Below are 20,800 nucleotides of genomic sequence, written 5' to 3'. Positions count from 1 at the left end.
GTTGGTTATCTTGGGCCTATCTATCTTCTCAAATGAACGATGGCCTGCAATCCCTGATCGGTGTTACGCAGCTTTAAGCGACCACCTATAGTCTTCAGATATGCATCCATGTGATACAGGCTGAACGTATGCTCCTGTGCGTTTTGGGAATAGTCCGGCTGGAAATAGCTCCAACGCATCTTGTCATCAATCCCGCCGCCTGTGTCTTCAATGATAATCATAATTTCAGCTTCTTCCAGCCGTGAGCTAACCTTAAGCATATGAGATTGCCGCTTGGACCGCAGACCCGTTCGGCTCCGTTCCTGATCCTCCAGCTGCTCTCCATCTTGGTTCATGGCCTGCACTGCATTTTCCAGCAGCCCCTGAATTGTTTTGTACAGCATGGGTGCTTGTGCTGCAATGGATGGAACTGGCTCTTGCCGCAAGATCACTTGAATGTGCTTCATATTCAGCGAACGGTTCGCCCATTTCAGCGATTCGGACAATACCTCATTCATATCGGTGAAGCTAATTCCGCTATTATCATGCATTTTCTCTTCCAGCTCATCACGCAAACTACGGACGCCTGTCAGTAATTCTCCTAGTGAGGATTCCTGTCTGAGACGACCCTGAATGAAATTTTCATTCAGCTCGCGGAAATACTCCAGTTCCTCATGAGATGCTCCTTTTCCCTGACTGGAAGACACTTCAAAGCGGTTGGCTAGATCTTGATAAAATCCCAACAGCTTTAAATCATCGCCGCCTGTGAGACGGCTAGTCTGTTCTTGCAGCTCTTGCAGCTGTTGCTCAATCGTCTGCATTAACGGCAAATAATACGTGTCCTGCTGCTGTCGCATATCTTCATCCCGCCGCTGGTCACGCACTTGATTGTTCACGATGGCATCTTTCACAATCCGTTTGCGGAACTGTATGAGCATGGCCCACAAAATAATGAGTATTAGAGCCATCACCATCCACAACTGTTTGCGAAAGGAGCTAATTCGCTGGGGGGTGTCCTGACTGATATCCTTAACCGATATGTAAAGGGCCTCTTCCCCAATGCGGCTGAATCCTATTCCGTATTTCTCTCCACGATCTTCAACGATACCCGTATTGCCCTCCAGCAGCCTACGGGTTACACTCGTGATGTCCGTCCGGTTGATATCCGAAGTACTTCGGGAAGCTACGATCTTGAATTGACCGTTATAAAATAAAGTCTCATGCTGATTCACCGGCTTACTTTTAACAATTCCACTAAGCATTTCAGCGTCAACTGTACGCACCATAAAACCGCCCGTCTGCGCCCCTTGAATCCTGCACGCTATGTACTGGGCAGGCTGATGATCCTCAGTCACAAAAGAGCTTACCGCACAACCATTTTGCAGCCATTTAATCTGCTGGACCGCATTCCTCATCTCACGATTGTCACGTCCGACCATCACATGATACTGTTCATCCAGCACATAAAAAGACCCGCTCTCACGCTTAAACCCCACAGCATATTGACGTGTTCCCTGATTCAGCATCTCTCTGCCCAGACTGGACGACAGCTCTTTTAGCTCAGCTTGCCATGCGGCATAATGCTCCGTTATGCTGCCAGACAGTTCCTGTACCTCATCCTGGAGCTGCTCGTTCTGAATTTCCGCCAAGTGACCGCTGAATTGCCGCATGACGAACCATTGTAGCACAGCGGCCAAGAACACTGTCACACACAAAACCATCAGGTACAGGATCAGCTTTTGCCAACTTGGTTTCAACAAAGCCCATTGCTTCATGACCTGGCCCCTCCATTTTGTTCAAGACGGCTCAAAATCGCTTGCATCAGGCATTCCAGCTCGTAGCTGACCAGCGGTAGCCGTGCGCACAGCAACCGGGGAGTGCGGCGCTGGAGTGCGGCAAACCTCGCAGCGGTTTCCGTTGCCCCGTCTGTCAGCAGGATCAACTCGCATGTTTTGGCTATATATAGACGATCCAAATCTTCCTCGCTGTATGCTCGCAGATCAACAACGTAAATATCATGACGATCTTCCATATGCTGAAGTGCGCTGGAGACAGCCAAGGTCACCCCTGTATGTCGCGCAGCATGATATTCGTGAAGAAGACGCATCCCTTTTTCCCAGAGCGCATGTTCAGCCGAATCAAATCGTTCACAAAAAAGACGCAACGCCCGTTCTGTACTGACATCTTTCAAAAATGCCAAAACGCTGATATTATACATGTAGTTCCTCATTTCTTACTTCCTGATTGGAGTTGCGCAGTTCTTATGACACCCCAAAACATTCTATTTGTTGACGACAGCCCCATGGTGCTGTCCCTGCTAGAACGGACATTGACGCAAGAAACATTCACCTTACATACCGCTCACACGCCTAAAGAAGCTCTGCAAGTGCTGGAAAAGTACCCGATTGATGTTGTCGTTTCCGATCTGCTTATGCCTGGTTTGGACGGGATTACGTTCCTTCGTATGATTAAGAAGGATTATCCGCACATTGTACGCATCATTTTGTCTGGTCACCTGCATACACAGTCTATTTTATCGGCCATTAATCAAGTCGGCGTGTTCCGTTTTTTGACGAAACCGCTGGAGCTGGATGATGATACGCTAAAAAAGATACTGTATGAGGCGCTTGATCAGGCCCGACTCAATCGAAACAGCCTGTATGCAGACCAGAACGTCGCATCAGACCTATCGGTATTTATAAACAGCATTTTGAATGCTCCGTACCGACCGTATGTCCTGCTGAATGAACAAGATGTCGTAACCGCCGTACACATTGCACTTGCTGAGCTGTATCCTGTCGGCTGCTCACTGCGTCATCCTGCTGGCGAAGGTATTCAGTTAACTCCGCATTCATTATATATACCGTATGAGGAGCCGGAATCTTCCGATCCCGACCTGTACTCACTGGATACGCTGACCCTCGGTCATTCATCGTTACGCCTTATCCGCCTTAGCGAGATCGCCTGAGTGACGGGTGCCGCCCTTTAACACGGCGGCTACCCCAATCACAGTCAGGCAGGTGTACATCCACAACATCCCCCCCGTTAGCAGCGGATGGCGGATGTAGTTTTTCACATTCCCCCATGTATACAACACCGGACGGAAGAAGTACCAACGTTCCAGTGCCTTTCGCAATCCGCCCTCCTCAGATGACATCGTACGATCCATCACCGAGAAGTAGTAGGCTTTTTTACGTAATACATCCTGCAAATACACCTGTTTTTCATCATGATATACCCGTGTAAATACCGCCCGGCGAATGACTCCGCCAGACTCTATATAGCGTAAGGTTGGCTGTATTTCTTCAAAAGCAATTTGCTCCGCATTAAATCCGCCTGTCGATTCGTAAGCGCTCATTCGCCAGAAGCGTGCAGCTTCAATGGAGCGTTTTCCCAAGGTCTCTCCTGCGTTGTTAATTACATTCCGCTCGAAAACCTTTACTTTGGAGAAAAAATTATTTGCTTCCGAATATGCCTCCTCTGGAACAACCAAAGCGCCAATATCTTGATGATTGTCAAAAAAGTCGATGCTCTGCTGAATCAGATGTTCGGCTAAAATCATATCGGAATCCAATACAAATATGTATTCGGCACCCAAGCGCTTCGCTTCCTCAACCGCTTTGACTCTAGCAACTCCCCGCTCTCCATGAGGAAGCTCCAATACAGTAACGGGTACTGAGCTCCCTGCGGACAGCATACGAATCGTCTCAACCGTCCGATCACTGGAGCCATCATCGGCAATTACAATATGCAGATCCCTGTAATTTTGCCCCATACAGCTTAACAAACAAGGCTCTATTGTACGTTCATTGTTGTACGTGGAGAAGAGAATGACCACTTTGTCCACTCTGTTCCGCCTCCTCTGTCCAATTCTCCATCAACTGCTCAAACGCGGCAGCTGTATGATCAAAATGAAATCTTAGCGCATATTGGTACGCTCGCTCACGGATGGCCATGTAATCTTCGCCACCCTCTGCCGCTCTTTCCATTTGTTCAGACAATCCTCGAATATCGCCGTGAAAGCATAAATATCCGCTTTTTCCGAAATCCGTCGCATCCACCAGACCGGGAGAATTGCTCACAATGCTGGGAGTTCCAACCGCTGCCGCTTCGGTAATCGTCAATCCCCAGCCTTCACGCAGGGAAGGGAATACGAGCGCATGGGCACGGCTCATCAGCTCCAGCTTATACTCTGCTGAAACAAATCCATAAAAGGTAATATCGGCTTGTGATTGTCCCTGTTCATCCGGTTCTCCGTATGTCAATCCATACCGTTCTATAATCGGCAATAATTGTTCTGTCACATAGGTTTTATCGGTTTTTCCGGCAATCCATAACATAGCCTGGGGGAACTTTTCCTTGAGCCGCCCAAAGGCTTCAACGACCAGATCAATGCCCTTATATTTAACAAAGCGTCCGGCATACATGAAGGTTGGGTTAGACTCCTTCGTCAAAAATTGTTCACGCGGCCAATGATCAAACTCAATTCCTTCCGGTAAAAGATGAACGCGATCTGGATGAAAGCCCAGTTTAAGCAGATCATACCGGGTAGACGGGGATACGGTGAGCGTCCGATCCTTCCGTGCCAGCTTAAGCATGAGGGGCTCCATATGAAATCCAATCATATTTAGCGGGAACCTGGCATTTTCATACCATATTTCCCTTGTTAGCTGATGTATGAAAAAGATCCGCTTGGAGGCCTCCACCCAAAATCGGGTAAAGAACTGATGCGTATTCGCTTGATTAATTACATAGTCAATCTGCTGCCGATGACGACGGTAATAGCGCATCGCATAATAAATAACACTGTATATGTTTCCTTTTCGAATATACGTAACACCGTCAATGACTTCATGCTCAGGCATCCCCTCAAATTGAGGTGAGAAATGAATGAACTGAAACCGACCTTGCTGTGAGCGTTTCAGCATTTCATGGGTGAAAATTTCTGCTCCCCCGCTTTTCGGAGAACGAATGTCACGCCAGGAAAGCAATAGAACTACGGTCTTATCGTCCTGCTCTAGTATGGTATTCATGGGGTGATTCCTCCCCTTATCTTTATTTTGAACAAATACATATAGGCATCTATCACAAAGTAGAGAGACATAGCTCCGTACACAATGAACTCTGACAACAAAAAATCGATCGGGTCTGTGTGAGCCATATGAAAGGCTACTAATAAAGCTGCGGCTCCTGCCATCAGACTGAACATAAAGGTGCGTCTGCCCACCAATACGTGCACATGCACAAAAAATAGCACGATGGAAAAAAGCCAATACACCCAGCCTCCCCATGGAATAAAGGCCTCAGCCGCCTGGTAAGAGGCTCCAAATAATATGGGAATAGAGGGTGGGAATATATAAGTTGTGCCCACATATACACACAGCGCGGCTACAGCCATTAATCCAGCATAGATTACAATTAACTTGCCCAAAGCCTGGCGGTCATGCCCCTGCGCACCGATCTTTGGAATAAAGGCAGCAATCAAGCTGTACGAAACGTAATAGACCAATTGGCTGTACTTCAGCGCAATGGCATAGCTGCTGGCTTGCTCGGGAAAGTAATGCTGTACATACAACATGTCGATGGAGATACAAAATAGAATGAATAAATTCGTCATAAGGCTATCGGTAAAATCCTGACCTAGCGACTTCCATAACCCAGAAGAGATACGTTCTCCACTGTGTGTAGATAAGGATACGCCACGAGCCGAAACGATCCAGCCGTGAAGCAACGACAGCAGCATTCCCCCACAGCTCGCTAATAATAAGGCTTCCAGCCTTAACCCCAGGGCAGCCAGGACAAAAAACAGGCATAGCTTCCCTAATACCTCAATGTAATAGTTCACATTGAGCGCCAGCATGCGTTCCCTCCCCTGTAAATCTCCACGGCACGAACTCACCAGAATATGCAATCCGATCAAGGCATACAGCATGAACAGCGGGCCGGACTCAACGCCCAATAGCGAACCCAGCAACGGATGAAAGGAAAGTGAAATGATCATGGCAAGCAGAGTTAGCACTAGAGGTGCTTTTAGTAATAGAGAACCGAGCGGTAAGCTGCGTAGCGGAAGCTTCTTGTCAGCCTTGGACACCAGCTTGGCAGTTAACAGCTGGATGGATAAGCCCAATACGGACAACAGTGCAAAGAGGGCCAACAGCGCGTTCGCCTGACCATAGGCTTGTCCGGTAAGATACCAGCTCGCTGCAATGTGGAAGAAAAAATTGAATCCGTTAAGCAGCACATTAAAGAGGGGGAACATCAACGAACGCAATCGGTTGTTCACGTGGTTATCTCACCCGCCGATCCAGTCGCCAAATCTCAATGATAGAGCGCAAAAAACGAATGGAATCCTTCCAGACATGAATGTGCGAGCCATCTCGGTCAATACATTTGACGGGTAGTTGCAGCACACGGAGCTGAAGTCGCTTGGCAATGAACATCATCTCCAGATCCAGCGCTAGTCCGAGTTGTTCCTTCAAATGTGGAAACATCCGCTTCACGGCAACCGAGCTCATCACTTTAAGACCCGTCTGGGAATCTACTACACCGGTTGGTAAAAAGGGGCGAGAGACGACCCGTTTGCCAAAGCTGACGATAGATCGCAATAAAGAACGATTCTCGGCGGTCATATCTTTGGTTCCAATCACAACATCATAGTAGCCCTGTTGAACAACATTGATCATTCTGGCAATATCCTCAATAAAAAAGGAATCGTCCGCGTCCACAAATACGTAGTAATCCGCACCGATGGTCCGCATTCCTTCCAGATACGTCCCTGCCTTGCGCGTATTGCGTCCCAATTCCCTTGTTTGAAGCAGTGGACTCAAGTTCTGGTTAATCCGGTTCACGGACAAGTCCGTTGCTGCCTCCAGCGCTTTAATCAAGGCATTCGTGCCATCGTGGCTACCATCATCAATGAGATAAATCGAACCTTCTATAATATGGCTGCGGATAAAGGCTTGCAGTCGCTCAGCAAAGGTTTTGACATGAACAAAACGTTTCTCTTCGTTATACACAGACAAGATGAATGCAACATGTTGGCTTTTGGTCGAATACTCGGGATAGAGCAAGCTTTGTATTTCAGAAAGTATTTCTTCGGTATCATTGGCTTGCCAAAATAGCAGACGCAATCGGCCTACTCCGATAATCTGCACCATATGCTGATCACTGAACGGAAAGGTTACATCCGTCACCAATAGCAATGGCATTTGCGGAAATTGGCTACGGATCTGATTAGCTTTCCGCACGGCTTGCCCCGGCTCCCTATAATCTATCAGGCAGCAACTTGCGCCCTCGTAGACTGAAGCTTCCTCCGTGTCCTCGCACTGTATATATTGGTAAAAACAAATCACATTGGGATAATCAATAGCCCTGTTGTTATCGCTAAAAATGGCTATAGGTCCCTGCACACAAACCTCTCCTTTTCCTCCGAATAATTCTATTTTGTTGAAAAAGAATTAAAAATGTTTGCTTAGTAAGATTAAATTAATGTCCAAATACTTCATATTTTCTTAACAAAATAGCTCACATCCCTTGATATATAAGCATTCAAGAGAAGAAAAACTAATTTTCATATTTGATAAAAACAGAGCATTTAGACCTGATTCATTAGGACTATTACTATACGAATTGCAAGGTGAATCCGAAAACAAAATTAGTTCTATGGGATTAATAAAAAAGATACACATATGGTCGTTTTGTCATAGATTGATAGACGAATAAAACCAATTCGTACGTCCATACTATGGACAACATGTCATTTTTCATCATGAATAATTATCAAAATATAGGGAAAGAAGGTATTTTTATGGAAGCATTTCATGTCAATCGTGATGGGTCATTATCTACTCCCTTACGAGGAAAGGACGTGCTAGCAAACCCTCTTTTGAACAAAGGGGTGGCATTTACAGAAGAAGAACGCAAAGAACTGGGCTTGGAAGGAATTCTTCCTCCCACTGTCCTTTCATTGGAAAAACAGAGCGTTCGGGCATATCAGCAATTCCTGGCACAACCCACCATGCTGCGTAAAAATGCTTCACTTAACGACCTTCATAACCGGAATGTCGTGCTTTACTATCGGCTGCTAACCGACCATTTGAGTGAAATGCTGCCCGTAGTCTACACACCGACTGTAGGAACCGCCATTCAAGAATACAGCCATGAGTACAACCGCCCTGGGGGCGTATATTTATCAATAGATCATCCGAATGGAATTGGACAGGCGTTCTATAATTCCGGATTGCGTAGTGAGGATGTTGACCTTGTCGTCGTGACGGATTCAGAAAGTATTTTGGGAATTGGTGACTGGGGGGTCGGGGGAATTAACATTGCTATTGGCAAACTTGCTGTATATACAGCTGCGGCAGGTATTCATCCCGGGCGGGTGCTGCCCATTGTACTGGATGTCGGCACGAATAACGAGAAGCTGCTGAATGATCCGCTATACATCGGAAACCGCCATAAACGAGTTCGCGGAGAAGCCTATCATCAATTTATTGATACCTTTATCAGCAAAACCTTAACACAATTCCCGAAAGCGCTTTTGCATTGGGAGGATGTGGGCAGCGTGAACGCACGCCACATTATAGGGAAATACGGTCAAAACATTCTCACCTTCAATGATGACATCCAGGGCACAGGAGCAGTCACATTAGCTGCGATTGTTTCGGCGGTAGGTGTCACCAAAATTCCGCTACGTGAACAAAAAATACTTGTCTTTGGTCCAGGGGCAGCAGGAATCGGTAACGCCGACCAAATACGGAGCGCTATGATCGAGGACGGGCTTCCTGCAGAAGATTCTTTCAGGTCGTTTTGGGCCTTTGATTATCGCGGGCTATTAACGGACGATATGGAAGATGTACTCGATTATCAGAAACCATATGTGCGTAAAAAGGAAGAAATCAGCTCATGGGCCCGATCGGAAGACGGCAAAATACCGTTGCTGGAGGTCATCCGTCAGGTAAAACCTACAATCTTGATTGGTACTTCCGGTGTGGCGGGTGCCTTTTCTGAAGAGATTATCAAGGAAATGGCAAAGCATGTGGAACGCCCGATCATTATGCCCATGTCCAATCCTACCAATCTGGCTGAAGCGGTACCCGAGGATTTGATACGATGGACTGATGGCAAAGCATTGATTGCTACGGGAAGTCCCTTTGAGCCCGTCACCTATAACGGTACGAAATTTGAAATTGGTCAGGCGAACAATGCCTTTGTTTTCCCGGGACTGGGTCTAGGCGCAATTGTGGTCAAGGCCAAACGAATCACTCCTTCCATGTTTACCGCAGCAGCTGATGCCGTTGCCAACGCCGTAGATTCGAATGAACTTGGCGGCGCACTGCTGCCCCATATTCGAAAATTACGTGATGTTTCGTTTGCGGTTGCGGTTGCGGTAGCAAAGGCCGCAATTCAGGATCAGGTAGCTCAGGCACACCTTCCAAATATTGAGCAAGCCATTCGGGATGCAATGTGGAAACCGGAATATGTGAGGGTCAAAGCCGTGGAAAGTGTAATCCAACACCCTCACTAATTCTTCACTAGGCATAAGCAGTTTGACATAACATAGGAACGAATGTACAGTATTAGTCAAAAGAATAGGAAAGTCCACTAGGGGAGCCATTATGGCTGAGACAAGAATGAATCTTGGACCCTTTGAACCTGATCTAGTTCGTACTAGCGTAGGAAAGTGGAGCCTTCCATATAGGGTTTCAGGCGTTTTTGCGCATTGAACCTATGTTGAAGCCGCTCCAGTTTTCGGGGCGGCTTTTTGGCATTGTTCCGAGAATTGTATCTTACGGGACTTCTTGTTCTCCATTTTTGTTGGAGGTGGGGAAATGAGTTTTTCGCAAGAGCTCCGTCAGCAGGCGGATGGCATTTTTCAAGCCATTTATGAGCATCCCTTTGTGAGAGGTATTGCTGAAGGAAATTTAACAAGGGAACAGCTGATTCACTATGTAAAACAAGACTTTGAATATTTGAACGCCTACATGCGGATTTACGGCATCGCGATCTCCAAAAGCACGAGCCGGGAGGATATGGCTGTATTTAACGAACAGATCTCTTTTATTCTCAACAGCGAGGTTCATCCGCATCAAAATTTTTGTGCTATCGCAGGTGTCACCTATGAAGAGATGCAGGGATATCCACTCGCTCCGTCCGCTCATCATTATATCCGCCATATGCTGACCGTCGCACATGAGGGTAGTCTTGGGGAAATCATGGCCGTGCTGCTACCATGTCCATGGACATATCTTGAAATTGGACGCAGGCTAATGGATGAGGTAAGACCGGACGAGTCTCATCCGTTCTATGAGTGGATTTGCTTCTATGGCAACCAGATTGAAGATGTAACCTTCAAATATCGAGAGCGTGTGGATGCTTGGGCGAAAGTCGCCACGGCTGCCGAGCGAGAGCGGATGATTGAGCATTTTATGCTAAGCTGCCAGCTGGAATATATGTTCTGGGATATGGCTTATAAGCAGGAGCAATGGCCCGTCCAAATGCACGCTACGGTCTTGGAATAATCAGTATAGATGAGAGAGGATAAACATGATGAATATATGGGAACAAAGTTATTCGGCGCTCCTGACAAAGGTACAAAACAGCAACCCCCTCGTTCATAATATAACCAATGTGGTGGTCACCAACTTTACAGCCAACGGCCTATATGCACTGGGGGCTTCCCCGGTGATGGCTTATGCACCCGAGGAAGTAGCAGATATGGCCAAAATAGCGGGCGCCGTCGTGTTAAATATCGGTACGCTAAACCGTGAGCTGGTGGATGCCATGATCCTTGCTGGACAATCGGCGAATGCTCATGGTGTTCCAGTTCTGCTAGATCCGGTTGGTGCGGGAGCGACGAGCTTTAGAACCGAGTCAGCACTGCGGATCCTAAAAGAAGTAAAAATCTCACTAGTACGAGGCAATGCAGCCGAAGTCGCTCATCTGATCGGAGAAGCCCGAGAAATTAAAGGGGTAGATGCAGGCGACAGTGCTGACAGCAGTAATGTCGATCTGGCAGTTCGGGCTGCGCAAACGCTCCATACCATGGTTGTCATCACTGGAAAAGAGGACGTCATCACCGATGGGGTTGAAGTACGATTGATTAGTGGCGGAGACGCGCTGCTTACGAAGGTAACCGGAACAGGCTGCCTGCTGACCTCTGTGTTGGGCGCTTTTGCAGCTGTTGAACCCAACCTGCTGCTCGCAGGCACAGCAGGTTTGGCATTTTACGGTGCAGCAGCTTCCCGAGCCGCAGCGCATACCGCAAAGCTGGGGCCAGGCAGCTTCCAGATTGCCTTTCTCGACGAGCTTGCCGAACTACATACTGGTTCGCTAGAGGGGCATGTCACGATCCGTGAAGCTGGAACAACTACAGCAGGTGGTGCGCGATGAGAGACGTGCATGTACCGAGAGCGCTGACGATTGCCGGTTCAGACAGCGGCGGCGGCGCTGGAATTCAAGCCGATCTCAAAACCTTTCAGGAGCTTGGCGTATACGGCATGTCGGCTATTACAGCCATTACGGTACAAAATACCTTGGGAGTTCACGGTGTATATCCGTTGCCACAGGAAGCAACAGCGCAGCAAATCGAAGCTGTAGGATCAGATCTTGGAGTCGATGCCCTGAAGACTGGCATGCTGTTTGACGCGGGCATCATCCGCCTTGTGGCCGAGCAGATCCGAAAGTTCGGCTGGAAAAAGGTTGTCGTCGATCCTGTAATGATTGCCAAAGGGGGCGCAAAGCTGTTGCAACCGGAAGCGGTGCAGGCATTGAACGACGACCTGCTCCCCTTGGCACTGGTCGTCACACCAAATATCCCGGAAGCGGAGGCCTTAACCGGGATAAGCATTCGTACGATGGAAGGACGCCGGGAAGCTGCGAGACATATTAGTAGCCGGGGTCCCAAATTCGTTGTGATCAAGGGCGGCCACGATGAGGAGAGCGAAAACAGCGGTCAGGTCATTGACCTGCTATTTGACGGAACTGCCTTTACAGAGCTGGGCGGCAAGCGGGTGCGGACTGTCCACACACACGGAACAGGATGTACGTTCTCAGCAGCGATTACCGCTGAATTAGGGAAAGGCGTGTCTGTACCGGAGGCTATTGTCAATGGAAGAGCCTTCATTCAGGCGGCGATTGAGGATACATTGTATTTGGGCCAGGGACACGGTCCAACTAATCACTGGGCCTATCGCCGTCGTCAGGAGATGCTCCAATGAACGGCCGAATATTACCTGAGATCATGCGCCGGCATTTACAGATGTATCTGGTTCTTGGAAGCGTGAACTGCCTCGCGGAACCAAGTCGGGTCGTGCAGGAGGCTCTTGCTGGTGGCATAACCATGATCCAGTTCCGGGAAAAGGGCCGTAGCGCGTTAACAGGGGTGCCTATGTTCAAACTTGCGCGTCAGCTACAAGATCTGTGCCACCACGCTGGTATCCCCTTTATCGTCAATGACGATGTGGAGCTGGCTCTTGAGCTCAATGCCGACGGCGTCCATATCGGTCAGGACGATGAATCGGCTGATTCTGTGCGTACGCGGATCGGAAACCGAATCCTTGGCGTCTCCGCCCATACGATTGAGGAAGCTCGTCGAGCCATTCTGCATGGTGCGGACTACCTCGGCGTCGGTCCCATCTATCCCACCATCTCAAAGGATGATGCTCATGCGGTGCAGGGTCCAGCCATTTTGCATGAGATGCGCAAAGCGGGAATTGATCTGCCCATCGTCGGGATCGGTGGTATTACGATAGACCGTGTGGAGGAAGTGGTAGGTGCGGGTGCCGATGGTGTAGCGGTGATTTCGGCTGTGACGCAGGCAAAACAAATTCGAGCTGCTGCAGAGGAACTAAAGAAAAAGGTAGTGCTAAGCATCAACCATCCGGGGATGTCCCCAAAACTATAAAGTGCCTTTAATAGTTCACGCAAGAGCCTCATTTACACTAATAAAGTAGAGATGAGGCTCTGTATTGTCATAAATTTAATCTTTTACAGCTTGAATTCTTGTGTTCTTTTTCTCAGCAATAAGTAATCCTAGCAAAATGTACCCCCTGTACAATATTCCCATGAGCAGAACAATACCAACGATTGAAACAAGAATAAGTAGAATATTCGCTACAAATAAAATAATTGCCATAGTCAAAATATCACATCCCCCAAATGATACTGATTTTTAAGCGTTCCTATCCCCAGTGCACTTGAGCTCGTTGAATACCTGATTAACTATAAATATATGTAAATCGTCTTTTCTAATATTCCTATAACATTCGAAAGCAATTAAAAAACGAAACTTAATTATATTGATTTTTGGTTCCCCATTCACATAACCCTTCCAAAACAGGCAATAGTGTTTCCGCTTTTTCTGTAAGACTGTACTCAACTTTAGGTGGAACTTGGGGGTACTCTTTCCGATTCACCAGACCATCCGCTTCCAATTCTTTTAGCTGTGAACTCAATGTTTTATAAGTAATAGCTCCGATTTGTCTTTTCAGATCATTAAAGCGAACCACTTGGTTTTCGGCCAGAAGATAAATAATAACCATTTTCCATTTACCACCAATAACTGACACTGTATAACCAAAAGGTGTATCTTGAATGTTTTTAACTTTACCTTTATATTCAGCCATACTCATATGTACACTATCCTTTCGGGTAGTACCTATCAAATTAGTGCGTACTACGTTTTTATTTGCGTTCAGTTTATACTAACCGTAAATTGAAGTAAAGGAGAGAAAGAAATGACTAAAACAATACGCCTATTAATGCCGCAATGGCAAGGAGGAAACAATCCTAACTACTCTTTTGGAGCTGAACTGCTGGCTTGGCTAGCCCCAGACAATGATCAACCCCTTATTCATGTTCCAGTTCAAGCTTATGATGGAACTCCGCTTGACAACGAGAACGGTATGAATGGGAGAAAACAGCTACTTGAGCAATTAGAGGCTGCTCATCATCTCATTGACGCTCATAAGCCAGATCGCATTGTAATGTTTGGTGGTGACTGCTTAGTCGAACAGGCTCCGTTTGCCTATTTAAACGAACGATACGGCGGGGAATTAGGGTTAATTTGGATCGATGCTCACAGTGATTTAGTTAGATATGTAGGCTATGATAACGGACATACATTACCGCTTGGTAACCTTTTGGGAGAAGGAGATGAGGAGTTCGCAAAACATGTGAAAATTCCTCTTAAACCTGAAAATGTCTTTATCGCTGGATTAGCAGCTCCTACAGAAGAAGAAACAAAAGCATTTTCAGAGACATTTCAAAGGTTAGGTGTTACCACTACAGAAACAGATACTGAAGTAATTCAAAGATTAGGGATTCGAACTGCTGGGACCCAAGAGTTAACGACCAGTACCGAATCAATAAAAGAGTGGATTAAAGAAAGCGGCATCAAGCACCTGGCGATTCACCTTGATTTAGATGTACTTGATCCAAAAGCATTTCGTTCTTTATTATTCGCCAACCCTGAAGCTCCCTATAATCTTTCTCCTGCGGGAACAATGCAAATACCTCAACTACTTCATCTGATTAAAGAACTATCTGAAGAAACTGATGTAGTTGGGTTAGGTATAACCGAACATATGCCGTGGGATTCCATTAACTTGAAGAATCTGCTTGGGGAAATACCTATTTTGAATCATTAATTCTACTTACGAACTGTGCATGTATCTTGACGTTAATTTTCGTAATGGAATTATGATGGCCGTTTGAATTAAAGTATTGTGCAAAAAAGGACTCCTCGGGAATTTATACTGTTATGGAGTCCTTTTTTTGATTTACTAATTCTTGGATAGCACACCACCAACAATAAAAAAGAATAACCAGGATATTAGGTGGTCGCTCGCTCTACTAACTTGAATTCCAAGGGATGTAATTCTTCATGAAGCCCCTCTAGGGCATTTCGAATCATAATGAATGCATTTTCCGCTTGCTTGTCAATCGGGTAATGAATGGTGGTTAAATCAAGCAAATGCGAAATTTCGGTGTTATCAAAGCCCACCACTGCAACATTACTCGGGACCGAAACACCGAGCCTACGTGCTTCGGTCAAAAGTCCTGCAGCCAAATAATCGGTAGAACAAGCGAAGGCATCCGGCTTGTTGGATTGTTCGCCCCACCAGTGAGCAATTTGTTCACCCGCTTCTATTGAATTTAAGCCATAAAAATGCGAGAAAGCATCAGCGTTCAAATCATATTTTTTGCAAAAATCATGATAAGCCCGGATGCGCTCTTTTGTATTCAGCCCCCTCATATTCCCATATACATTCACAATGCTGCGATAGCCTCTTGCATACAGATGCTCCAGCGCAAGCATGTACCCCTGATACTGGTCCATAAATACAGACGGGATTGCCTCAATGTTTACACGCTGCCATGTCACAATTGGACCATATTTGGTGTAGTGCTCAATCACACTCCACTCATTGACGCGAATCATACAGACCAAGGCGTCCAGTTGCTTTCTCCGCAACATTTCCAGTGCTTCAAGCTCCCGCTCCTTCTCTCCATTCGTAATAAATAGTGCCATATTAAAACCATGCTCCTGGGCATAGGTTGTAAATCCACGCACAAATGAACCCAATGAATCATTAAAAGAAATTGAAATAATTCCTATGAGCTTGGTCATGCCCTTTTTTAATGAAACCGCATTCAAATTAGGTACATAATCCAGTCGGTCTATGACCTCCTGTACACGCTGCCTTGTCGGTTCACTTACGTACGGATGGTTATTAATGACACGAGACACCGTTGCCGAGGATACACCCGCCAGCTTTGCAATTTCATGAATATTTGCCACATTTCTCACCTCGTTCTTTCTATTTTAGCATGTTCGTGTTTAGCATGTTTCGTGGCCCCGCCCTATAATTGTCACCTTCCCCAAATAAGTTTTCTAAAAGCGCTTGACCTGTAATGCATTACAGGGATTACAGTGAATTTGAGCTTAAGAAAGCGGTTTTAAAAAACATACTCAGGAGGCACTAACCATGAAAAAAGGCATAAAAATCGCAACTATTGGCGGAGGCTCCAGCTATACACCAGAATTAGTAGAAGGTTTTATCAAACGTTATGCAGAGCTTCCCATTCGGGAATTATGGCTGGTAGATATTGAAGCAGGACGCGAGAAACTGGAGATCGTAGGGGCCATGGCCCAACGGATGGTGAAAGCCGCCGGCATTGATTGTGAAGTACATTTGACACTGGATCGTCGGGAAGCCTTGAAGGATGCCGATTTTGTAACGACCCAATTTCGGGTAGGCTTATTGGAAGCCCGGATTAAAGATGAAAGTATTCCTTTGAAACACGGTATGATCGGTCAGGAAACCAATGGGGCTGGTGGGATGTTCAAAGCTTTTCGTACCATACCCGTTATCCTCAGTATCGTAGAAGATATGAAAGAACTGTGTCCGAATGCATGGTTGATTAACTTCACCAACCCTGCGGGCATGGTCACCGAAGCAGTGCTTCGTTATGGTCAGTGGGATAAAGTCATCGGATTATGTAATGTTCCAATCGGCGCGATCAAGAGTGCATCGGCTGTGCTGGACAAACCGGAACAAGAGCTGTTCTTTAAATTTGCAGGAATTAACCACCTTCATTGGCACAAAGTTTATGATAAAACTGGAGAAGAATTAACAGAACAAGTTATCGAAGGACTGTATGCTCCTGGCGCAAAACCGGAGAAGGTCGTTGAAAATATTAAGAACATGCGCTTCCTGTATGATCAGGTTCGTCAATTGAAAATGCTACCTTGTCCTTACCATCGGTATTACTATATGACCGATAACATGCTCAAGGAAGAATTAGAGGAGGCCAAAAACGAAGGAACTCGGGGCCAAGTCGTCAAACGTCTGGAAGAAAGTCTGTTTGAATTGTACAAAGATCCGAATCTGGATTACAAACCAGAGGAATTATCCAAACGCGGCGGTGCGCATTACAGCGATGCTGCCTGTGAAATCATCAACTCTATTTATAACAACAAAGGCACATTGATGGTAGTTAGTACGCGTAACAACGGTGCGATTGATGATGTCCCTTATGATAGCGCCATCGAAGTAACTAGTGTCATTCGTGCGCATGGTGCGGAGCCTGTCAACTTTGGCAAATTCCCTCCAGCACAACGGGGACTGCTGCAAGTCATGAAGGCGATGGAAGAGCTGACCATTGAAGCGGCGGTCACTGGTGACTATGCGACAGCACTGCAAGCCTTCACCTTGAATCCGCTCGTTCCAAGCGGCGATATCGCCCAAACTGTGCTGGATGAATTGCTGGAAGCACACAAAGAGCATCTGCCGCAATTTTTTGCTCATAAAGAGAAGGCGACAGTATAAAGCCAGAATCAATGATACTGCCGGAACACAAAAAAACTTCCTAATATTGAATTAGGAAGTTTTTGCTATACGTCCCAGGAGGGATACTCTCCCTACGGTCGAGACTGCGAAGTTTATGCTAACGATGCTTAGCTCCGACGTCCCCCCAAGGGGTTCTCATCCCACTGGAACACAAAAAAACTTCCCAATATTGAATTAGGAAGTTTTTGCTATACGTCCCAGGAGGGATTCGAACCCCCGACCGACGGCTTAGAAGGCCGTTGCTCTATCCAGCTGAGCTACTGGGACAAAATGATAATCCATAAAACCTTATGTATTCAGTGCATTAATGATTATATCACATTTTGGGCAACTGTCAAAAGCATTTTTTCATTATACAGGAAAGCAGGCTGCAAAAGGAATCATTTGGACGCTAACGGGGTATTATGTACAAAGAACGATGCCAAAAAGGAGGGGTTAATCCGTGAGAGGCCTTTTGTCTTCACTTTGTTATTTTAGCATTTTTTTCGCACCTTTTCTGGTGCCGGTCATTGTGTGGATTGCAGTCCGGGACGAATATGTTCAGGGACACGCGAAAAAAGCCATTTTATCGCACATTTTCCCCATTATTGCGGCGATTCCGCTAGTTTATTTTATTATCACTGCCAATCATGCAGGCTCGGTTATCGGGTTTGTACTGCTATTCGTAGTGGTCTATCTCGGCGTTTTTGTCTATAACATCTACAAAGGGATCATGACGCTGCGTGAAGCGGCCTAATTCAAAAGAAGCCTCTCGCATTCGCAATTTTGACGAATACAGAGGCTTCTTCAGGGTCATTTATAAATGAGCGTTTCTCAGTTTATGACTGTTTATTTATTACCGAAGCGTCTAGGACTTCTTCGCACCTCATGTCTTACATTTTTCTCCATCACTTCTTCCGCGAACTCATTGTTATGAATATAACTGCTGCCTTTGTTTTTCTTATACTTCGCTTTGCCGTCTATGATTTCCCCCTCCTTTCACGCTGATCTGGCGATGGCGCCGGTGTCCAAATTAACAAAAGCCGAGGTAGTGCACACCATATCCTCATGCCCCGAACTCCTTGGCAAACTCTGTACTAAGCTGCCCATAGGAGAGCAACTCCCTTTTGAACTTTTCCCGTTCCTCACCAGCGGTAATGTGCGTAGAGTCCGTAAAAGCCTTGTCGGTCACTTCTTCAAATGCCGAGTGCAGATTATTGTCATACCAATCCAGCTCCAGATCGGCATCATTGCGGATGATCCGTACCATGTCATAATCAGGCTGACCCTCCTTCTGATTCGTAGCTGTGATATAAACCAGCAGCTCCGGGTCATCTGCGGCACCGGGACGCACTTCTACCTCAGCACAGCGCACTCCGTCAAGTTCAGTGAAGCGGCGTATTTTGGCATCCTTGATGTAGTACATTGTCTCCCTCCTTCCTCACGTGTAGGCGGGTTGCCCCATCTGTAGTTTTCGGAACGGACAGACATTTTATGCTTCATTTCGGCATATATACTGATGAACTGGGGATTTAGTTTTTGATTCATTCCAACACTGGATGAACACGACAAAGAGAGGATGAATAGACATGTGCGGAATTACAGGTTTCATACAGTGGAACGGAGATTTAATGCATCAATCTGAGCTGCTGCTGAATATGACGCAAACGCTCTCCGATCGCGGACCGGATGCTGCGGGTACCTGGATATCCAATCCGTGTGCCTTCGGACACCGAAGACTAAGCGTAATGGACCCGGAAAACGGCGCTCAGCCCATGATCCGGCAGCTTGAGGATATCACTTATACGATTGTATATAACGGGGAAATATATAACGCGCCTGAGCTGAAAAAAGAGCTGCAACAACGTGGGCATTTTTTCCGTACACAATGCGACACAGAGGTACTGCTCGAATCTTATATCGAATGGGGCCCGGATTGTGTAGATCGGTTGAACGGCATTTTTGCGTTTGCGGTCTGGGATAGTGAGCGGGAGCAGGTATTTCTGGCACGAGATCGACTGGGAGTGAAGCCGCTATTTTATAGCCAAACTGAAGATGTATTTGTATTTGGCTCCGAACCCAAAGCCCTACTCCAGCATCCAGCGGTAGAGGCAGCAGTAGACGCCGAGGGATTGGCAGAAATTTTTATCATTGGGCCTGCACGCACCCCCGGACACGGCGTCTATTCGTCGATGAAGGAGCTCCGTCCCGGGCATACCCTCACCTACAGCCGCGACGGCGTACGCATTCAAGCCTATTGGAAACTGGAAAGCATTGCGCATGAGGATAACACCGAAGAAACGGCACTCAAGGTACGAGAGCTGTTAATGGATACCGTGGAACGGCAGCTTATTTCGGATGTACCGGTATGTACCTTATTGTCTGGCGGGCTGGATTCAAGTGCTCTGTCCGCATTAGCAGTTGATTATTACAAACGTACCGGGCAGGGACAAGTTCATACGTATTCAGTCGATTATGTGGACAACGACAAGCATTTTAAAGCCCATGCGTTCCAGCCCGGAGCCGATGCTCCCTGGATACAGCGGATGGTCGATGAATTAGGGACAAATCATCACTGGATTGAATTCGATACACCTGAAGTTGTAGCCGCTCTGAACAACTCCACGCTAACGCGGGATTTACCCGGCATGGCGGACGTGGATTCGTCACTGTATCTCTTTTGCCGGGAGATTAAAAAGGGCGCTACCGTTGCCATTTCTGGTGAAGCAGCGGATGAAGTGTTTGGCGGATATCCGTGGTTCCATCGGGAGGATATGCTGAACTCAGGCACATTCCCGTGGGCGGTTGCTCCCGATATGAGAGCGAGTCTGCTATCCCCTGAAGTGCGGGACTGGATCAAGCCGCTGGAGTATTTGAACGACCGTTACTCAGAAGCAGTCGGAGAAGTACCAAAGCTACCGGGGGAAACAGGAAAAGCTGCGCAAATGCGCGTCATGTCCTATTTGAACATCACCCGCTTTATGCCTACCCTGCTGGATCGCAAAGATCGAATGAGTATGGGGGTCGGACTCGAAGTACGGGTGCCGTATTGCGATCATCGGTTGGTGCAATATGTATGGAACATTCCGTGGAGCATTAAGATGACAGGCGGACGTGAAAAAGGTATTTTGCGCAAGGCGCTGGAGGGCGTATTGCCGGATGATGTGCTATATCGCAAAAAAAGCCCGTATCCCAAAACGCATAATCCCTCCTATCTTGCCGCTGTGAAAAAGCAGGCGCTGCAACTGCTGGATGATTCCTCTTCCCCACTGCTCAAGCTGATCGATACGAAAAAGATACGGGATATTGCCGCCTCACCGGAGGCATCCACCAATCTGCCTTGGTTTGGCCAGCTAATGTCGGGTCCTCAGTTGTTTGCTTACTTGACCCAAGTGGATAACTGGCTACGCACTTACAAGGTGGCTATTCGATAAAATGTGCTAACTGCTTAAGCCGTAAACTACGAGATGGTAACCGCCTGTTTT

At 46.9% G+C, this 20,800-nt stretch carries 19 protein-coding genes, 1 tRNA gene and 1 riboswitch; of the genes, 10 read left to right on the top strand and 10 right to left on the bottom strand.

Features of this window, described 5'->3' with window-relative positions:
* Positions 1-20: 20 nt before the first annotated feature.
* Together C400_RS0114300 and C400_RS0114295 are read right to left on the bottom strand one after the other, a co-directional pair.
* A complete protein-coding gene (locus C400_RS0114300; RefSeq protein ID WP_017427391.1) occupies positions 21-1,754 on the bottom strand; it encodes a HAMP domain-containing histidine kinase in 1,734 nt (577 codons plus the stop codon).
* On the bottom strand, positions 1,751-2,197 hold the full coding sequence (locus tag C400_RS0114295; RefSeq protein WP_017427390.1) for a hypothetical protein: 447 nt from the start codon (positions 2,195-2,197) through the stop codon (positions 1,751-1,753). The genes C400_RS0114300 and C400_RS0114295 overlap by 4 nt, the downstream gene beginning before the upstream one ends.
* A gap of 45 nt (positions 2,198-2,242) precedes the next feature.
* Here C400_RS0114295 and C400_RS0114290 point away from each other — a divergent pair, with 45 nt between their 5' ends.
* Positions 2,243-2,947: a response regulator gene (locus C400_RS0114290; protein ID WP_017427389.1), complete on the top strand. Its 705-nt coding sequence runs from the start codon at positions 2,243-2,245 to the stop codon at positions 2,945-2,947.
* On the opposite strand, the gene C400_RS0114285 is transcribed toward C400_RS0114290, so the two are convergent.
* The 4 genes from C400_RS0114285 to C400_RS0114270 are packed head-to-tail and all read right to left on the bottom strand — an operon-like array spanning position 2,915 to position 7,388.
* Positions 2,915-3,826 (bottom strand): glycosyltransferase family A protein, encoded by a 912-nt coding sequence (locus C400_RS0114285; protein ID WP_017427388.1) that lies wholly within the window; start codon positions 3,824-3,826, stop codon positions 2,915-2,917. The two genes, C400_RS0114290 and C400_RS0114285, sit on opposite strands and share 33 nt — an antisense overlap.
* Entirely contained in the window at positions 3,786-5,012 is a 1,227-nt protein-coding gene (locus C400_RS0114280; protein ID WP_017427387.1) for a glycosyltransferase family 4 protein, read from the bottom strand. Before C400_RS0114280 ends, C400_RS0114285 begins: the two co-directional genes overlap by 41 nt.
* Positions 5,009-6,262, bottom strand: coding sequence for a hypothetical protein (locus tag C400_RS0114275; RefSeq protein ID WP_017427386.1), 1,254 nt, complete (start codon positions 6,260-6,262; stop codon positions 5,009-5,011). The genes C400_RS0114280 and C400_RS0114275 overlap by 4 nt, the downstream gene beginning before the upstream one ends.
* Positions 6,263-6,266: 4 nt before the next feature.
* Positions 6,267-7,388 (bottom strand): glycosyltransferase, encoded by a 1,122-nt coding sequence (locus C400_RS0114270; protein ID WP_016818594.1) that lies wholly within the window; start codon positions 7,386-7,388, stop codon positions 6,267-6,269.
* A 398-nt stretch (positions 7,389-7,786) separates the two neighbouring features.
* Here C400_RS0114270 and C400_RS0114265 point away from each other — a divergent pair, with 398 nt between their 5' ends.
* The 5 genes from C400_RS0114265 (at position 7,787) to thiE (ending at position 12,886) form a co-directional block, all read left to right on the top strand.
* Positions 7,787-9,508 (top strand): NAD-dependent malic enzyme, encoded by a 1,722-nt coding sequence (locus C400_RS0114265; protein WP_017427385.1) that lies wholly within the window; start codon positions 7,787-7,789, stop codon positions 9,506-9,508.
* A gap of 69 nt (positions 9,509-9,577) precedes the next feature.
* Positions 9,578-9,680, top strand: a riboswitch (TPP riboswitch).
* Between the two features lie 132 nt (positions 9,681-9,812).
* Positions 9,813-10,502 (top strand): thiaminase II, encoded by a 690-nt coding sequence (tenA, locus tag C400_RS0114260; protein ID WP_016818592.1) that lies wholly within the window; start codon positions 9,813-9,815, stop codon positions 10,500-10,502.
* A 25-nt stretch (positions 10,503-10,527) separates the two neighbouring features.
* On the top strand, positions 10,528-11,373 hold the full coding sequence (gene thiM, locus C400_RS0114255) for a hydroxyethylthiazole kinase (protein ID WP_038978201.1): 846 nt from the start codon (positions 10,528-10,530) through the stop codon (positions 11,371-11,373).
* Complete coding sequence (thiD, locus tag C400_RS0114250; protein WP_017427383.1) at positions 11,370-12,200, top strand: bifunctional hydroxymethylpyrimidine kinase/phosphomethylpyrimidine kinase; 831 nt, start codon at positions 11,370-11,372, stop codon at positions 12,198-12,200. Before thiM ends, thiD begins: the two co-directional genes overlap by 4 nt.
* Positions 12,197-12,886 (top strand): thiamine phosphate synthase, encoded by a 690-nt coding sequence (thiE, locus tag C400_RS0114245; protein WP_017427382.1) that lies wholly within the window; start codon positions 12,197-12,199, stop codon positions 12,884-12,886. Before thiD ends, thiE begins: the two co-directional genes overlap by 4 nt.
* Positions 12,887-13,271: 385 nt before the next feature.
* On the opposite strand, the gene C400_RS0114235 is transcribed toward thiE, so the two are convergent.
* A complete protein-coding gene (locus tag C400_RS0114235; RefSeq protein ID WP_017427380.1) occupies positions 13,272-13,613 on the bottom strand; it encodes a winged helix-turn-helix transcriptional regulator in 342 nt (113 codons plus the stop codon).
* Positions 13,614-13,718: 105 nt separating this feature from the next.
* Here C400_RS0114235 and C400_RS0114230 point away from each other — a divergent pair, with 105 nt between their 5' ends.
* Positions 13,719-14,630 (top strand): arginase family protein, encoded by a 912-nt coding sequence (locus C400_RS0114230; RefSeq protein ID WP_017427379.1) that lies wholly within the window; start codon positions 13,719-13,721, stop codon positions 14,628-14,630.
* A 185-nt stretch (positions 14,631-14,815) separates the two neighbouring features.
* On the opposite strand, the gene C400_RS0114225 is transcribed toward C400_RS0114230, so the two are convergent.
* Positions 14,816-15,784: a LacI family DNA-binding transcriptional regulator gene (locus tag C400_RS0114225; protein WP_017427378.1), complete on the bottom strand. Its 969-nt coding sequence runs from the start codon at positions 15,782-15,784 to the stop codon at positions 14,816-14,818.
* Between the two features lie 187 nt (positions 15,785-15,971).
* Between C400_RS0114225 and C400_RS0114220 the strand changes: the two genes are divergently transcribed.
* Positions 15,972-17,315 carry a 6-phospho-beta-glucosidase gene (locus tag C400_RS0114220; protein WP_017427377.1) on the top strand — a complete coding sequence of 448 codons (1,344 nt, stop codon included), beginning with the start codon at positions 15,972-15,974 and terminating at the stop codon, positions 17,313-17,315.
* A gap of 214 nt (positions 17,316-17,529) precedes the next feature.
* Here the strand turns inward: C400_RS0114220 and C400_RS0114215 are convergent.
* Positions 17,530-17,603, bottom strand: a tRNA-Arg gene (locus C400_RS0114215).
* A gap of 175 nt (positions 17,604-17,778) precedes the next feature.
* Between C400_RS0114215 and C400_RS0114210 the strand changes: the two genes are divergently transcribed.
* Positions 17,779-18,072 carry a DUF4870 domain-containing protein gene (locus C400_RS0114210; RefSeq protein ID WP_016324668.1) on the top strand — a complete coding sequence of 98 codons (294 nt, stop codon included), beginning with the start codon at positions 17,779-17,781 and terminating at the stop codon, positions 18,070-18,072.
* 309 nt (positions 18,073-18,381) lie between these two features.
* Here C400_RS0114210 and C400_RS0114205 read toward each other — a convergent pair whose 3' ends face one another.
* Positions 18,382-18,741 (bottom strand): hypothetical protein, encoded by a 360-nt coding sequence (locus tag C400_RS0114205; protein ID WP_017427376.1) that lies wholly within the window; start codon positions 18,739-18,741, stop codon positions 18,382-18,384.
* Between the two features lie 163 nt (positions 18,742-18,904).
* Between C400_RS0114205 and asnB the strand changes: the two genes are divergently transcribed.
* Positions 18,905-20,749 (top strand): asparagine synthase (glutamine-hydrolyzing), encoded by a 1,845-nt coding sequence (gene asnB / locus C400_RS0114200; RefSeq protein WP_016818534.1) that lies wholly within the window; start codon positions 18,905-18,907, stop codon positions 20,747-20,749.
* The last annotated feature ends 51 nt before the right edge of the window (positions 20,750-20,800 follow it).

Origin of the sequence: Paenibacillus sp. ICGEB2008 (assembly GCF_000307675.1) — a bacterium.
Classification (GTDB): Bacteria; Bacillota; Bacilli; order Paenibacillales; family Paenibacillaceae; genus Paenibacillus; species Paenibacillus polymyxa.
This window is presented reverse-complemented; position numbering and strand designations above follow the sequence as displayed.

Bases quoted from the DNA above. Each gene is read 5' to 3' on its own strand.
- C400_RS0114265 (WP_017427385.1), top strand. From the start codon at position 7,787: ATGGAAGCATTTCATGTCAATCGTGATGGGTCATTATCTACTCCCTTA.
- C400_RS0114205 (WP_017427376.1), bottom strand. From the start codon at position 18,741: ATGTACTACATCAAGGATGCCAAAATACGCCGCTTCACTGAACTTGAC.
- C400_RS0114300 (WP_017427391.1), bottom strand. From the start codon at position 1,754: ATGAAGCAATGGGCTTTGTTGAAACCAAGTTGGCAAAAGCTGATCCTG.
- thiE (WP_017427382.1), top strand. From the start codon at position 12,197: ATGAACGGCCGAATATTACCTGAGATCATGCGCCGGCATTTACAGATG.
- C400_RS0114295 (WP_017427390.1), bottom strand. From the start codon at position 2,197: ATGTATAATATCAGCGTTTTGGCATTTTTGAAAGATGTCAGTACAGAA.
- C400_RS0114235 (WP_017427380.1), bottom strand. From the start codon at position 13,613: ATGAGTATGGCTGAATATAAAGGTAAAGTTAAAAACATTCAAGATACA.
- C400_RS0114230 (WP_017427379.1), top strand. From the start codon at position 13,719: ATGACTAAAACAATACGCCTATTAATGCCGCAATGGCAAGGAGGAAAC.
- C400_RS0114220 (WP_017427377.1), top strand. From the start codon at position 15,972: ATGAAAAAAGGCATAAAAATCGCAACTATTGGCGGAGGCTCCAGCTAT.
- tenA (WP_016818592.1), top strand. From the start codon at position 9,813: ATGAGTTTTTCGCAAGAGCTCCGTCAGCAGGCGGATGGCATTTTTCAA.
- asnB (WP_016818534.1), top strand. From the start codon at position 18,905: ATGTGCGGAATTACAGGTTTCATACAGTGGAACGGAGATTTAATGCAT.
- thiD (WP_017427383.1), top strand. From the start codon at position 11,370: ATGAGAGACGTGCATGTACCGAGAGCGCTGACGATTGCCGGTTCAGAC.
- C400_RS0114280 (WP_017427387.1), bottom strand. From the start codon at position 5,012: ATGAATACCATACTAGAGCAGGACGATAAGACCGTAGTTCTATTGCTT.
- C400_RS0114290 (WP_017427389.1), top strand. From the start codon at position 2,243: ATGACACCCCAAAACATTCTATTTGTTGACGACAGCCCCATGGTGCTG.
- thiM (WP_038978201.1), top strand. From the start codon at position 10,528: ATGATGAATATATGGGAACAAAGTTATTCGGCGCTCCTGACAAAGGTA.